Here is a 14,554-nt window from a genome sequence, read left to right as displayed (position 1 = left end):
GACACATGCCTAGCAGACGAACGCTCCAATCAGGATGGCCCGCCGTCACAGTCCGGGTGGGCGCGCGACGGAGGGGAATGCCCGCACGGCTCGGCGCGCTCTTAGCCGCTGCGAGCGTCGCGGTTGCGACCACAATGCCCATCTCTGGCGCAACTGCGGCTCCGGCAGCCGCAGCGGCAGTCCCACTGCCGGCGATCTGGCCGCCGCCCCAGTCCGTCGAGGACAAGAAGAACCTGGTTCCGGTCACGCCCAACGCTGCGCTCGTGACGGGTGCGAAGACCGATCGGTCGGCGGTCGCCGTGGTCAACCGAGTGCTGGCCGAGGCGGGTGTCACGAAGGTGAGGACCGTGTCCGACAAGGATCCGGCACCGGACGCCGGGATCACCCTCTACATCGGCGGGCCGAGCGAGAACTCGGCCTCCGACGGGGCCCTCCACGAGATCGGCATTGCCGACGACGCCACCGGGCTGCCCCGCGACGGCTATGTCCTGGGCATCGGCAAGGGTAGCGACGGTAACGCGAGGGTGGTCCTGGACGGAGCCGACCCGACCGGTACGTTCTACGCCGCGCAGACCCTGCGCCAGCTCCTCGTGCCGCACTCCGGCCGGGACGTGTTTCCTGCCGTTGCCATCCGAGACTGGCCGGCCATGCCGCTGCGCGGGGTGATCGAGGGTTTCTACGGGCAGCCGTGGTCGCAGCAGGACCGGCTGAGCCAACTGGAGTTCTACGGCCGTACCAAGCAGAACATCTACGTCTACTCCCCGAAGGACGACCCCTACCTGCGGGAACAGTGGCGCCAGGCGTACCCGCCGGACAAGCTAGGCCCGATTCAGGAACTCGTGGCGACGGCGACGAGCAACCACGTCGAGTTCACCTATGCGCTCTCGCCGGGTCTGTCCGTTTGTTACAGCTCTGACAGCGACAAGCGAGCACTGGTGGACAAGTTCCAGTCGCTGTGGAACATCGGAGTGCGTTCGTTCGCGATTCCGTTGGACGACATCAGCTACACGACGTGGAACTGCGCCGAGGATGCGGCCAAGTTCGGCACGGGCGGCGGCGCGGCGGGCGCGGCACAGGCGTTCCTTCTCAACCGGGTGCAGCACGAGTTCATCGCCACCCACCCGGGCGTCGAGAGGCTGCAGATGGTGCCGACGGAGTACTACGACGTCAGCGACTCCCCCTACAAGACCGCCCTCCGTACCAAGCTCGACCCGGCGGTGATCGTCGAGTGGACCGGTGTAGGGGTGGTGGCTCCGGTCATCACCACCGCCCAGGCCAAGAGCGCGCGCGAGGTCTTCGACCACGACATCCTGGTGTGGGACAACTACCCGGTCAACGACTACGTGACCAACCGGCTGCTGCTCGGCCCGTACGTCGGGCGCGAGCCTGGCATCGGGCAGCATCTCGTCGGTGTGACGGCCAACCCGATGGTTCAGGCCGAGGCGTCGAAGATCGCGGAGTTCACTTCCGGTGCCTTCCTCTGGAATCCAGAGGCGTACGACGCGGCGCGGGCGTGGGAGGCGGCGCTGCAGGACGTCGGTGGTCCGGCATGGCCGGCGCTGAAGGTCTTCGCCGAGAACAACTACTCCTCCAACATCGATCCGGTCGAGTCGCCGACCCTCAAACCGATGATCGACGCGTTCTGGTCGGCCTATGAGCGCGGCGAAGGACTCAAGAGCGCGGCAGCCGGGCTCGAGGACTACTTCGGCCAGATGGCGGGCAGCCCGGCCGCGCTCCGTACCGGGCTGCGAAACCAGGCGTTCCTGGACGAGGTCAAGCCGTGGCTGGACAAGCTCGGCCGCTACGGTCAGGCGGGCCAGCACGCCGTGCGGATGCTGCTGGCACAGCGGGCAGGCGACGGCAGCGCGGCGTGGGCCGAGCGCCAGGCGTTCAACACGGCGCGGGCCCAGGCCGATGCGATCAGCCAGAGCGTTGCGCCGGGAGTGATGCCTTCGTTCCTCGAACGGGCCACGTCAGCAAGTGACCGCTGGCTCGGGACGACCGGCGGAAGGGCGAGGGGCACGACCTCGATGGGGCAGTGGCAGGCCAACTCGCCGGCCAACATGGTCGACGGGGACCTCACCACGTTCTACTGGAGCGACCGGGCCGCGGACTCCGGCGCCTACGTGGGAGTCGACCTCGGGTCGGTTCAGCAGATCAGCACGATCGACCTCTACATGAGCAAGCCCACCAGCCCGACGGACTACATCCGCCAGGGCACGCTGGAGTTCTCCACCGACGGATCCACCTGGACCACCATCGGCACCTACCGAGACCAGCCGGAGATTCACGCCAGCGTCCCCCCAGGGACCAAGGCCAGGTACGTTCGGATGCGCGCGACGGCGGCACAGAGCACCTGGGTGGTGGTCCGGGAGTTCGAGGTCGCCGTGGTTGGCGGCACCAAGCTGACGGCGACCGGCACCCCGCCGCCAGCCACCGGATCCAGCCTGGCGAAGGCCGTCGATGGTGACGTCGATACCCCGTACGTCGCGGACCGGGTACCGCAGCCCGGCGAGTTCCTCCAGGTCAGCATCTCGCCGGCCCGTCCCGTCGACCAGGTGGTGGTCCTCCAGTCCGGCACCCCGGCGACAGCTGCGGTCCAGGTGCGCTCCGCCGACGGCACCTGGACCACCATCGGCGTCCTGTCCGGCGGCTACACGCAGCTCGACGCGGCGGGCGTGAAGACCGACGCGATCCGGCTCGCCTGGCAGGACGCCTCCGCCGCACCGCGGATCAACGAGCTGATTCCGTGGTTTGCCGACACTCCGGTCGCTGATCTCTCCCTCGACCCGGCGATGGTTGACGTCGAGGCGGGCGGCCAGCCCGCGAGGACGACAACACACCTTGTGCCGGCCCGCGTTGCGGACCTCACCGGCACCCTGACCGTCACCGCACCGGCGGGAATCTCCGCGCAACCGGCCAGCCAGCCGACCACGATCTTCCGTGGCCAGGACACGGCCGTCCCCGTGGCCGTAACCGTTCCGGCTGGCACACCGACGGGGACGTACGACGTTCGGGTGACCTTCCGCCCAGCGAGCGGTGATCCGGTCAGCACGGTGCTGACGGTCCACGTCTATCCGAAGACCAGTGACACCAACGCCGCGCTGGCCACGAACGGTGGCACCGCCTCGGCGTCAACCACCGAACAGAACCTCCCACAGTTCACCCCCGATCACGGAGTCGACGGTGATCTCACGACCCGCTGGTCGTCCAACCACACCGACAACGAGTGGCTGCAGGTGGAACTCGCGCAGCCGCAGCGGGTCGGCAAGGTCGTGCTGCGCTGGGAGACTGCCTACGGCCGGGCGTACCGGATCGAGACCTCTGCCGACGGCACGACCTGGACGACCGCGGCGGCCGTGACCGCGGGCGACGGTGGGACAGATACCCTGCGCTTCGATGCGCCGGCGGCGAAGTTCGTCCGGATGCAGGGCGTTCAGCGCGGCACGGGATACGGCTATTCGCTCTATGAGATGGAGGTCTACCCGGTCGCGCCGTAGCGGAGGTTGCCCTGAGACGCAGCTGTTCTCCGGTGTGGCCTTCCTCGGCCCCACTATCCTGAGCGGGTGATCAGCAAGGTGCGGGTGGCGGTGGCGGCCGTCGTGGTCGGGGCAGCATTGGCCGGGTGCGCCGCCGAAGGCCGCCCAGCGGCCGAGTGGAAGCCCCCAGCCGCCACGACGTCGAACGCCACGGCATCGCCGAGTGGCACCGAGCCGGGCGTGGCCCCGCCGGTCGAGCTGCGGCTGGCTTTCGCGGGCGACGTCCACTTCACGGGCCGTACGCTGCGTCTGCTCGACGACCCGCAGACGGCATTCGGTCGCATCTCCGCGGTGCTACGCGACGCCGACCTCACCTTGGTCAACCTCGAGACGGCGGTGACGAACCGCGGTACGCCGCAGCCCAAACGCTATCAATTCCGCTCGCCGGAGACCGCGTACTCGGCGCTCCGCGCGGCCGGGATCGACGCGGCTTCGATCGCCAACAACCACACCCTCGACTACGGCCAGGTGGGGCTGCTCGACACCCTCGACGCGGCGGCGGACGCGGACTTCCCGGTGTTCGGCGCGGGGCGCGACGTCGACGCGGCGTACGCACCATGGCTGAGCACCGTGAAGGGCGTGCGGATCGCGGTGCTGGGGATGTCGCAGGTGCACGACCTGGCCGCGCAGTGGAAAGCGACGGAAACCCGGCCGGGAATCGCGATGGCGTTCGACGAGGCCCGGGCCACCGCCGCGCTGCAGGCAGCCCGCCAGCAGGCCGACCTGGTGATCGTCTTCATGCACTGGGGCGTCGAGGGCAACTCCTGCCCATCCGGGGAGATGAAGGCGTTCGCCCGCCAGTTGGCCGCCGCCGGAGCGGACATCGTGGTCGGAACCCACGCGCACACCCTGCTCGCCGACGGTTGGCTCGGTAAGACCTACGTGCACTACGGGCTCGGCAACTTCCTCTGGTACAGCGAGTCGCACAGCACCGACTCCGGGGTCCTGCGGCTGACCGTGCGGGCGCGGGCGGTGACACGCACCGAGTTCCTGCCAGCGACGGTGTCGGGCACCGGGCAGCCCGTGCTCGTGTCCGGCGCGGCCCGCGAGCGGATCGAGGACAAGATTGCTGCGGCACAGCGGTGCACCGGCCTCACGACGAAGCGGTCCTGACACCGTCACCGTGCCTGCTCCGGCGACTGCCTGCGGGACAGCCCCGGGCCGGCTGATGGCAGCTGCCCGGCTCGGCGCTCAGGAAGCCGAGCGCCCCCGGGGTGGTGGTCGACAGCAGATCTGCGAACGCGCGCAAGGGTGGGGTGACGGCCGAGGCGCGCGGATATTGTGGTGCGCGGCGACGACCGGTCGCCGCCGTTTGCTCGCCGAGAAGAGGTGTCTGTGATGGCCGATGCGCCGATCTTGGTGCTTGCGGCGACCGGCGGTCAGGGCAGCGCCGTCACCGAGGCGTTGTTGGGCCGCGGCGCCCGGGTGCGGGCATTGGTGCGCGACCCGAAGCGGGGTGCGGCTCGCCGGTTGGCCGACCGGGGTGTCGAGGTGGTCGCGGGTTCGCTGGACGATCGCGGCTCGCTGGCCACGGCGATGGCGGGCGCGGGGGCTACCTTCGCGCTCACGACTCCATTCGAGGCGGGCGTGGATGCCGAGGTGGCCCAGGGGCGGGCGATCTTGGCAGCCGCCGACGAAGCCCGGCTGCCGCATCTGGTGTTCAGTTCGGTGGCCGGCGCCGATCGGGGGAGCGGCGTCCCGCACTTCGACAGCAAGGCGCGCGTCGAAGCCGAGCTGGCGGCTGGTGACGTCCCCTACACGATCTTGGGGCCGACGTACTTCTTCGACAACGCCCTCGGCGGGGCGGATCGCATTCGCGGTGGGACGCTCGATCTGCCGCTGCCGGCGGATCGGCCGCTGCAGCAGCTTGCCCGCACCGACCTCGGCGTCTTCGCCGCGCAGGTACTTCTCAACCCCGCCCCCTATGTCGGGCGGCGCATCGAGCTGGCCAGCGATGCCCCTACCCCCGCCCAGATGGCGACCGCGCTGAGCGCGGCGCTGGGACGGGAAGTGCACCACGAGAGGGTGCCGCTGGCCGAGATCGGCAATCCGGACATGCACGCGATGTGGGCGTTCTTGAATGGGCCGGGCTACCAGGTCGACATCGCCACGCTGCATGCCGCCCACCCCGAGGTTGGTTGGACCAGCTTCGCCGATTGGGCCCACCACACGTTCGGATCCGTTCGGTGAACACTCCCAGAGGCCTTCGCTGGTCCGGCAAGCTGCCGGCGGCCCGCTACCGGGGCATCCTCCCAGCGTCGTATCCGTCCGGGGTGACCAGGCCGTTCTGGTAGGCGAAGACCACCAGTTGGGCCCGGTCCCGCGCGCCGACCTTGACCATCGCCCGCGAGACGTGGGTCTTGGCAGTGAGCGTGCTCACCACCAGGCGGGTAGCGATGTCGTCGTTGCTCAGGCCAGCCGCGACGAGTTGCACCACCTCCCGTTCCCGGGCGGTGAGCAGGGCCAACTCCGGTGGCGCCGGCCTCGGCCTGGCGGCCGGCTGATCCGCCCCGACCGAGCGTCTGATCACCGCTCGGGTGACGCTGGGCGACAGCAACGCGTCGCCGCGGGCAACCACGCGTACCGCCTGGACCAGATCGTCCGGGTCGGTGTCCTTGACCAGGAAGCCGCTGGCCCCGGAGCGGAGGGCGGCGAACACGTCGTCCTCCTCGGCGAAGGTGGTCAGCACCAGCACCCGTACGCCGGACAGCTGCGCGTCGCCGGTGATCCGGCGGGTCGCGGTGACCCCGTCCACATCGGGCATCCGGATGTCCATGAGCACCACGTCCGGGCGGAGCTCCCGGGCCAGCGCCACCGCCGTACCGCCGTTGCCGGCCTCGCCCACCACGTCGATATCGGGCACGCCCTCCAGCAGCGCCCGGAACCCCGCCCGGACCAGGGCCTGGTCGTCGACGAGCAGCACCCGGATCACCGCGCCCCACCTTCCAGCGTCTCCCGGGCCGTTGGCATCCGCTCCGGCGTAATCCGGGGCAGTATCGCCCGGACCTGGAAACCCCCGCCTGGCCGCGGTCCGGCCTCGAACCGGCCGCTCAGTGCCTCGGCGCGTTCCCGCATCCCGGTCAGCCCCCGCCCGCCGAACGGCGTCCCGCCGGCACCGGCGCCCACCCCGTCGTCGCGTACCTCTACCCACAATGAGTCCGGCACGGCCCGCAGCAGCACCTCGGCACGAGCGGCCGCCCCGGCGTGCCGCAGCACGTTGGTCAGCGATTCCTGCACGATCCGGTACGCCACCTCGTCCAGCGGTGCGGGCAGCTGCTCGCCGGACAGCTCGCTGGTCAGTTCGACCGGCAAACCCGCCGCCTGCACCGCGGCCAGCAACTCGGGCAGCCGGTGCAGTCCCGTGTCCCGCTCCGCTTGCCCGCGCCCGCGCAGGTCCGGCCCCGCCGAGCCCGGCCTGCCGTCGGAGCGCAGCTGACCGAGGGTGGCCCGCATCTCGGCCAGCGCTGCCTTGCCGGTGCCCCGGATGCTCACCAACGCCTCCCGAGCCCGCTCCGGCTCTGCGTCCAGCAGCCGCAGCGCGGCGGCGGACTGGACGGTAATGGTGGCGATCGCGTGCCCCACCGTGTCATGCAGGTCACGGGCGATCCGCAGCCGTTCCTCGGTGACCAGGCGCCGCGCCTCCAACTCGCGCTCCCGTTCTGCCTGCTCCAGCCGGTACCGCACCGCCGCGGTGTACGCGGCCCGGCTGCGCATCAACGCGGCGAGCAGCACCGCCACCGCCACCGTCGCGGCCTGCGGCAGGAACGCGGCGAGCAGTTCCAGCGGCGGCATCTCCCGGTGCACGATCAGCACGACGGCACCGACCGCCAGGAAGAACACCGGTACCGGCACCGCCCACCACAGGCGCCCGGCGCGGGCCGCGTCGTACAGCGGTACCGCGAGCACCAGAGCCGGCGGGAAGCCCGGATAGTTGAGGGCGTAGAACAGCAACAGCACCGTGGAGACCGCGTACAGCACGGCGGTCGGGTACCGCCGGCGCAGCAGCAGCGGTACCGCCATCGCCACCCCGAGCAGGTACGCGAACCAGTCCCGGTCGACCGAGCCGTCCTCGTTGCCGGTCGCTATCGCGATCTCGGCGGCAACCAGCACCGCGAGCGCGATTCCGGCGTCCACCATCCACCGCCGCAGCACCGCCCCGCCCCTCAACACGCGCTCACCGTATGCGCCCGCACGCTCGATCCGCCATGGGCCATCCCGCCGACGAGGATCGCAAACCCCTGTTCACGCTGCGGTGACGCCCGCCCACCCCGGACGGGCGTCATCGCAGCGTCGCCCTGAAGAAATCGACCACCATGTCGGTCACCTCCTGCGTCGACGGTCGCTGCCCGGGGGTGGCCAGGGTGTGCCCGGTGCCGGCGACCTCGACGAACTCCGCCGGCACACCGGCGGTGCGCAGCCGCTCGGCGAACCGGACGGACTGGCGCGGCGCGATGTCCTCGTCCTGCGCGCCGTGCAGGATCAAGAACGGCGGCGCACTGCCAGTGACGTAGTTGATCGGGCTGGCCGAGTGGCGGGTAGCCGTGGATGTACCGATCCCGGCCCAGAGCAGGAACCGGATGAACGGCGGCGCGTCGGCGAAGTCGTTGAGGTCGGTGGGGCCGAACATGTCCACCACGGCCTGAACCGCGCTGGACTGCTCGGCGTACGGGCCGGTCCCGTCCTGCCGGCCGGTCAGACCCAGCATCGACGAGAGCCACCCACCGCCACTGGCACCCCACGTACCGATGCGGGATGGGTCGATACCGAGGTCGGTGGCGTGGGCCCGGAGGAACCGGACCGCACACTTGGCATCATCGAGCGGGGCGGGCCACGGGGCGGCGGGGGTCAGCCGGTAGTCGATCGAGGCGACGAGGTAGCCGTTGGCGTTCAGCCGCTCCCGCAGCGGGGTGAACAACGCAGCCTGATGGTTGGACAGCGAGGCGCCCAGCCCGGAGAGTTTCCGGTCGCCGAGTACCAGGCCACCGCCGTGGATGTAGATCGCCACCGGGGCGCCCCGGCCGGGCGTCGCCGCACCGGCCGGTGGGGTGTAGATATCCATGGCCAGCGGGACCCCGTCGATCCGGCAGTACTCCACTGTGCTGCGCTTCCCGGCGGGCAAATGGCGGGGAGGCACGGTGTCGCCGGGGAACCCCGCTCCGGCCAACCCGTCGCTGGCCCCGCTGAATCCCACGAACGTGGCCAGGAGCACGACCAGCGTCACCGGCGTGACAGCGACCGCCCCCGCCACCCGGCGCAGCCGCGGCCGGCGCCGAGCCTGCGCATCGGCGCCGCCGGAGCGGGCCACCGCGCGCAGAACCCACCCGATGCCGAATCCCGCAACGCCGATGACCTGCAGCCCCGCGCAGAGGTAGTCGACGAACCCGATCACCGAGTCCGCCGGGATCCACGGCGAGGGACCAGGCAGGAGCGGCGTGCGGCGGGTCAGGAACCACACGACGAGTACGGCCAGCGCCGCGCCGGCAGCCAACACCACCCGACGAGACGCCGGGCGGGCCAGCACGCGGGCAACCGTAACCAACTGTGCTGTGCCCAGCGCGGCGAACAGCAGCGCGTACGGCCACGCGGTGCGCCACACTGCGGCCAGCGGAGCGAGGTAGATCAGGGCACCGGCCGTCACGGCCAGCAGCGACGTGACCAGCAGGGGGCCCCGGCGCAACGGCAGGTGCTCTGCCGCGGGGGCCAGGACCGCGTCTGCGGCGGGTGGGGACAGCGACGTTTCTGGCATGCCACCGATCGTCGCGACCCGGACGCCCGCCATCGTCCGCCCCCGGTAGGCAACCACCGCTCGCCGGTACTACTGCCGCCTACTCCGCCCGCATTAGCCGCGCGAGCGACTGTCTCAACCCGGCGGACGATCCCGGCGCCCGATTGCGGCAGCATCGCAGGCATGTCCATCGCATTCGCTTCCTCGTCCGGCATGTCCACCGGTGTCACCGGTACTCGCGCGCTGCGTACGGCAGCCCTCGGGGCGCTCGCCTTCGACGTGTTCTACGTGATCCATCGGCTGCTGCAAGGGCTCGGCCCGGACGGGGACACTCCCGCCGCCGTCGCCGCGTTCACCGTGGCGCACCGGTCGGCACTGGTGGCCAGCGAGGTCGCTGTCGGCGCGGCGTTGCTGGCGGCGATCGCGTTCGTCGCGGCCTTGGCCCCGGTCATACGTAGGGCTGGCCAGGACACGCTTGCCACCGCGATCGCGATCAGCGGCACGGTGTTCGTCACGCTCGGGTTCGTGTCCCAGGCCGCCGAGACCGCCCTCGTCGGCGCGGCCGACGCGGGCGACCTGTCAGCAGTGCTGGCTCTCAACCAGCTACAAGGACGCACCCCGATCGTGTGGAGCATCAGCGCGCTCACCGCCACGGTTTCCCTCAGCGCACTTCGCACCGGGCTGCTGCCGAAGTGGTTCGGCGTCGGCGGGCTCGTCGCGGCTGGCGTGTTCGCCCTGGGCGCGATCTTCAGCGTCCTCGGCCGGACCGTCGAAGGCAACTCTTCCCTTTTCGGTGTCGGCCTGTTCATCGTGTGGATGCTGCTGCTGGCGGTGTTCCTGTGGCGGGTCGCCGGCCGAGTAGCCCGGTCAGAATCCGAGCAGGAACAGTAGGTCGGAGTCGAGACCCGTCGCCCCTGTACCTGGCTGCGGCTGACTCGGCAGGGGCGCGCGGCGCTGCGGGTCGAGGTCGCCGCGACCATGGGTAGCCGATGCAGCGCGCCGGCAGCGAGCGTGGCGACCGTGCCCCTCAGGTTTGCTGCCAGCGGATCTCGCCGCCGACGACGGTCGTCATGACCTTGGTGCGGAGCACCGCGTCCGGCGACTCCTGATAGGGGTCGGTGTCCACCGCGATGAAGTCGGCGAGCTTGCCGGGCGCGAGGACGCCCTTGCGGTCCTCCTCGCCGGCGGCGTAGGCCGCGCCCAGGGTGTGGGCGGTGACAGCCTCGGCCATGCTCAGCCGCTGCTCAGGCTGCCAGCCACCGGCCGGGGTTCCGTCGGGGCGGGCACGGGTCACCGCGGCGTACAGCGCGGCGAACGGGTTGGGGTGCTCGACCGGGGCGTCGGAACCGAAGGCCAGCGCGACGCCGGCGTCCAGCATCCCGCGCCACGCGTAGGAGGCCAGCTCGTGGCCGGCCAGCAGGGCGTCGACCAGATCGATGTCGCTGGTGCAGTGCACCGGCTGCATTGACGCGACGATGCCCAGCCTGGCCATCCTGGCCAGGTCGGCGGGCCGCAGGTGCTGCGCGTGCTCGATGCGGTGCCGCAGCCCTGGCGTACCGCCGACCGCCTCGTAGGCGTCGATGACCAGGCGGTTGGCCTGGTCGCCGATGGCGTGCGTGGCCACCGCGATGCCAGCTCCCGCGGCCCTGGCGAACAGCCTGACCAGGTCCTCGTACGGGGTGACGGCGATGCCCACGTTGCCCTGCTCGCCGGCGAAGGACCTGCTCATGTGGCAGGTGTGCGAGCCGAGCGCGCCGTCACTGAAGATCTTCACGGGCCCGGTGCGGAACCAGTCGTCGCCCTGCCCGGTGCGGCGGCCCTCGGCAATGGCCGTCTCCAGGTGGACCAGCGGGATCGCCTTGTGGACGCGTAGCTTCAGCTCGCCGGCGTCGCGCAGCGCCAGGTAGGCGGCCCGGCAGTCCTCGCCGTCGATGTCGTGCACGCTGGTCAGGCCGAGCGCGAGCAGCTCGTCCTGCGCGGCGAGCAGCAGGTCGCGCAGGTCGGGGGAGACCATCAGGTCGCGCAGCGGGTACGAGGCCGCCTCGCGCAGGATGCCGGTCGGCTCTCCGCTCGCGTCCCTGACGATCTCGCCGCCCACCGGGTCGGGCGTGCTCGCGTCGATGCCGGCCAGCCGCAGGGCCGCCGAGTTGGCCCACACCGTGTGACCGTCCGCGTTGGGCAACGCGACCGGCAGTTCGGGACAGACCGAGTCCAGCGCGTACCGGTCCGGCTGCGCCGGCGGATCCCAGGTGTTGCTGTTCCAGCGTCCGCCGAACAGCCAGGCTCCCGGCCGCAGCCGCGCCGCGTGCGCGGCCACCATGGCGAGGGCGTCGTCCAGGGAGCTCACCTCGCGCAGGTCCACGGCGCCCAGGCTCTGCGCGTACTGCGCGGTGTGGATGTGGGCGTCGTAGAGCCCGGGCAGCACCGCGGCGCCCTCCAGGTCGATCAGCTCCACCCCGTGGCCCGCGGCCGCCCGCACCTCCGCCTCGCGGCCGACGGCCAGCAGGCGACCGCGGTCCACGGCCATGGCCTCGGCCAAGGGGTTGCCGCTGTCTCCCGTGTGGATGGCGGCGTTGCGATACACGCGGATGCTCATGTGACTCTCACGGTCTCGAGGGGCGGTGATCCATCACTCTGCCATCCTCTACCTACGCCCCACCGGGGCACCCACCGGGTATGTGGTTCGTCCGCGCCGCGATCGACGCCTGCACCCGGATCGCCGAAAGATGACGAGCATGCCGGAGGCACCCGTATCACCAATCGGACCTGCTGCGGCCCGAAAAGGCTGAACAGCCCCTCCCAAGATCCGTGATAGACAGCTGTGGTGGGTGCACTGCGTGATCTCGGATTGTCTGAAGTGGCCGAACGCGCCTACCTCGCCCTGGTGCAGGGAGGTCCTCGACACCGCGGGGAGTTCGCCGCACGGCTCGAGACCGACGTGGTTGCTGTCGATGCCGCGCTCGACGAGCTGGTCGGCCTCGGCCTCGTGGAGCTCAGCGGGGAGAGGTGCGTCCCGCTGCCGCCACGGTTCACCCTCGAGGTCCTCGCCGAACAGCATCTGCGTACCGCCGCAGCGGCCCGGGAGAGCTCCGAAGTGCTGGGGCGGCTGTGGGCGGAGCAGTCACCCCTGCCCGTCTACCTGGAGGTGCTCACCACCACGGACAGCACGTACGCGGCGCAGGAGAAGTTGCACCGTGAGGTGCGCGGCGAGGTCATGGCACTCTCGGTCGGACCCGTCGGCAGTGACCCACCCCAGTTGGCGCAGGCACCGGGGTCCTTCGAGGCGATGAGTCGGGGTGTCACGTATCGCGTGGTCTACAGCGCGGACATCCTTCGGCAGCCCACGGCGATGGCGCTCGTCCAACAGGCGATCCTGGTGGGAGAATCCGCCCGAGTCTTCCCGAACGTCCCCTGCAATCTCACCATTGCCGACAGCCGGAGGGCGGTCCTCACCGCACCCATGCCCGGTGCCGAACGTCTACACGGGCTGGTGATACTCGGCGGCGGTTTCCTCGACGCCCTGATCGGCGTCTTCGAGTCGTTCTGGGCACTTGGCGTGCCGATCTCGGCCATTCCCGCGGACGGCGCGCTCGATGCTGGCCCCAGCGAGTCGAACCGGCATCTCCTCACCTTGCTCGGTGCGGGCCTCACCGACGAGTCGATCGCGCGGGAGCTGGGCGTGAGCGAGCGTACCGTCACCAGGAGGATCGCCGCCCTGCAGAAGTCACTCGGCGCCCGCAGCCGGTTTCAGCTGGGTGTGCAGGCAGCGCGACGCGGCTGGCTCTGAACGGGAGCCGCGATCGCAAGCCGACGAAGCCGAACAGCATCGGCGGCGCAGGGCACGGCGGGCCGCCCGTAGCGGACGGCCCGCCTGCTCAGGAGCGCAGTCTCACTCGTTCGCGTCCGGTGCGACGAACACCGGCAACTGCTCCTCGAACTTCAGATCGATGGTGAGCGTAGGCAGGATGTGACCCTGCTTCTGCGCGGCACTGGCGAGGTCCGCACCCCAGGTTGAGGCCCTGAGCCGCTGGTTCGGCGTGCCATGGTGGCCGCCCGAGGTGAACGAGCAGTCCCCGACCTCGTAGAAGGCCCGCTCCGCCTCCAGGACCCGGCGGGTGTTCAGGGCCAGACCGCGCGCGTGGGTGACGAAGTAGGTGCCGAAGGCGTCGGCCATCAGCTCGGTGCGACGCGTGGCCTCCGGACCGGTGAGCGGGCTGTCGAAAAGGCCGGCTTCGTACTGGACGTGGTGGGCCATCTCGTGACCGAGCACCGCACGCGGGCCGGCGTCGCTGATGCCCAACACCTCAAGCGCAGTGAACATGCCCTCGCCGAAGACCATCTTGTCGGGCAGGTTGGCGAAGGGCGGCTCGGTCTCGTCCACGGCGCTGAACGCGAACGCGTTGAGGGTGAAGAGCGGGCTGTCTCCGCCGGCGAGGCCCGGAGCGGAGTCGATGATCCCGATGAGCTGCTCGGCGATGCTGAGGGCGTCCTCAGGGCTCAGGCCCCAGAAGAGCGTGACCATTCGGGCGACCCGCTCCGGATCCTGCAGCATGTCGTTCTGCATTGCGAGGAAGTCGACATCGTCGAGCGGCACGTCCCAGAACTTCTTCGCGGCGCGGAAGGCCACCGACATCGAGTTCTGGTACTGCGCGGGCAGGCCGTAGTCGGCCTGGTTCGCCGACGAGCCGTACAGCACCGCGTCGTAGGTCGGGTAGTCGAGGACCCCGAAGATGAGCAGGACGAACAGGGTGCCGAAATCGATGCCGCCGACGATTTCGTCCACCCAGGTGCTGAACGCGGTGTCGCTACACACGTAGTCGTCGGGGTCGATGGCTGCGGCGATGGCGTTCTGCAAGCCGGAGGGCTCGATGCCGGACCCGGCCCGCACGGCTGCGAGCCGGGCACGCCAGTCCGCAGGTAGCTGCGCGGCGATCTTGTCGATCTTCGCCTGGGCCACCGGGTCGCTTGTGGTGGCGGTGGCGAGGTCGTAGGTGTAGGTCTGCGACGCGGTCGTCGCGAGGGCTGGGTCCGCTGCGGCGGCCGGCAGTCCGGGCCCCACGATGAGGGCCATACTGGAGACTGCGGTGACCAGCCAAAGGGCGCTCTTTCTCATGTACGCTCCGTGGGTTGTCGTCCAACCACCGTCCGCATCGCGGACGGTTCCGGTCCAGCCAGCATCGGCTCCGGCTCGACGAAGCGACAGGGTTCGACAGTGGCGGGAAGTCGCCATGACCGAGATCAGACGGCACTGGCGGTAGAGCACGAAGTGTGGACGCGCCCAGCCCATCCA

The 14,554-nt window shown here is 70.6% G+C and carries 10 protein-coding genes; 5 read left to right on the top strand and 5 right to left on the bottom strand.

Going from position 1 to position 14,554, the window contains the following annotated elements:
- The first annotated feature begins 5 nt into the window (after positions 1-5).
- From ACFYML_RS30030 to ACFYML_RS30020, 3 genes are all read left to right on the top strand, one after another.
- Entirely contained in the window at positions 6-3,500 is a 3,495-nt protein-coding gene (locus tag ACFYML_RS30030; RefSeq protein ID WP_387423825.1) for a beta-N-acetylglucosaminidase domain-containing protein, read from the top strand.
- Between the two features lie 66 nt (positions 3,501-3,566).
- The gene (locus ACFYML_RS30025) at positions 3,567-4,652 is read left to right on the top strand and encodes a CapA family protein (protein WP_387423824.1); all 1,086 of its coding nucleotides are present in this window, start codon (positions 3,567-3,569) and stop codon (positions 4,650-4,652) included.
- A gap of 225 nt (positions 4,653-4,877) precedes the next feature.
- Entirely contained in the window at positions 4,878-5,729 is an 852-nt protein-coding gene (locus ACFYML_RS30020; RefSeq protein ID WP_387423823.1) for an NmrA/HSCARG family protein, read from the top strand.
- A gap of 46 nt (positions 5,730-5,775) precedes the next feature.
- On the opposite strand, the gene ACFYML_RS30015 is transcribed toward ACFYML_RS30020, so the two are convergent.
- From ACFYML_RS30015 to ACFYML_RS30005, 3 genes are all read right to left on the bottom strand, one after another.
- Positions 5,776-6,471 carry a response regulator gene (locus tag ACFYML_RS30015; protein WP_387423822.1) on the bottom strand — a complete coding sequence of 232 codons (696 nt, stop codon included), beginning with the start codon at positions 6,469-6,471 and terminating at the stop codon, positions 5,776-5,778.
- Entirely contained in the window at positions 6,468-7,709 is a 1,242-nt protein-coding gene (locus ACFYML_RS30010; RefSeq protein ID WP_387423821.1) for a sensor histidine kinase, read from the bottom strand. The genes ACFYML_RS30015 and ACFYML_RS30010 overlap by 4 nt, the downstream gene beginning before the upstream one ends.
- 109 nt (positions 7,710-7,818) lie before the next feature.
- On the bottom strand, positions 7,819-9,285 hold the full coding sequence (locus ACFYML_RS30005; protein WP_387423820.1) for an alpha/beta hydrolase fold domain-containing protein: 1,467 nt from the start codon (positions 9,283-9,285) through the stop codon (positions 7,819-7,821).
- 162 nt (positions 9,286-9,447) lie between these two features.
- Here ACFYML_RS30005 and ACFYML_RS30000 point away from each other — a divergent pair, with 162 nt between their 5' ends.
- Positions 9,448-10,155, top strand: a complete 708-nt coding sequence (locus ACFYML_RS30000; protein WP_387423819.1) for a hypothetical protein — start codon at positions 9,448-9,450, stop codon at positions 10,153-10,155.
- A gap of 136 nt (positions 10,156-10,291) precedes the next feature.
- Here ACFYML_RS30000 and ACFYML_RS29995 read toward each other — a convergent pair whose 3' ends face one another.
- Complete coding sequence (locus ACFYML_RS29995; protein WP_387423818.1) at positions 10,292-11,860, bottom strand: amidohydrolase; 1,569 nt, start codon at positions 11,858-11,860, stop codon at positions 10,292-10,294.
- Positions 11,861-12,088: 228 nt separating this feature from the next.
- On the opposite strand from ACFYML_RS29995, the gene ACFYML_RS29990 reads away from it, so the two are divergent.
- Positions 12,089-13,051, top strand: a complete 963-nt coding sequence (locus ACFYML_RS29990; protein WP_387423817.1) for a LuxR C-terminal-related transcriptional regulator — start codon at positions 12,089-12,091, stop codon at positions 13,049-13,051.
- Positions 13,052-13,153: 102 nt separating this feature from the next.
- Here ACFYML_RS29990 and ACFYML_RS29985 read toward each other — a convergent pair whose 3' ends face one another.
- Positions 13,154-14,527 (bottom strand): hypothetical protein, encoded by a 1,374-nt coding sequence (locus ACFYML_RS29985; RefSeq protein ID WP_387423816.1) that lies wholly within the window; start codon positions 14,525-14,527, stop codon positions 13,154-13,156.
- Between the last annotated feature and the right edge of the window lie 27 nt (positions 14,528-14,554).

It is taken from the genome of Micromonospora sp. NPDC007230, from assembly GCF_042869115.1.
Lineage (GTDB): Bacteria > Actinomycetota > Actinomycetes > Mycobacteriales > Micromonosporaceae > Micromonospora.
This window is presented reverse-complemented; position numbering and strand designations above follow the sequence as displayed.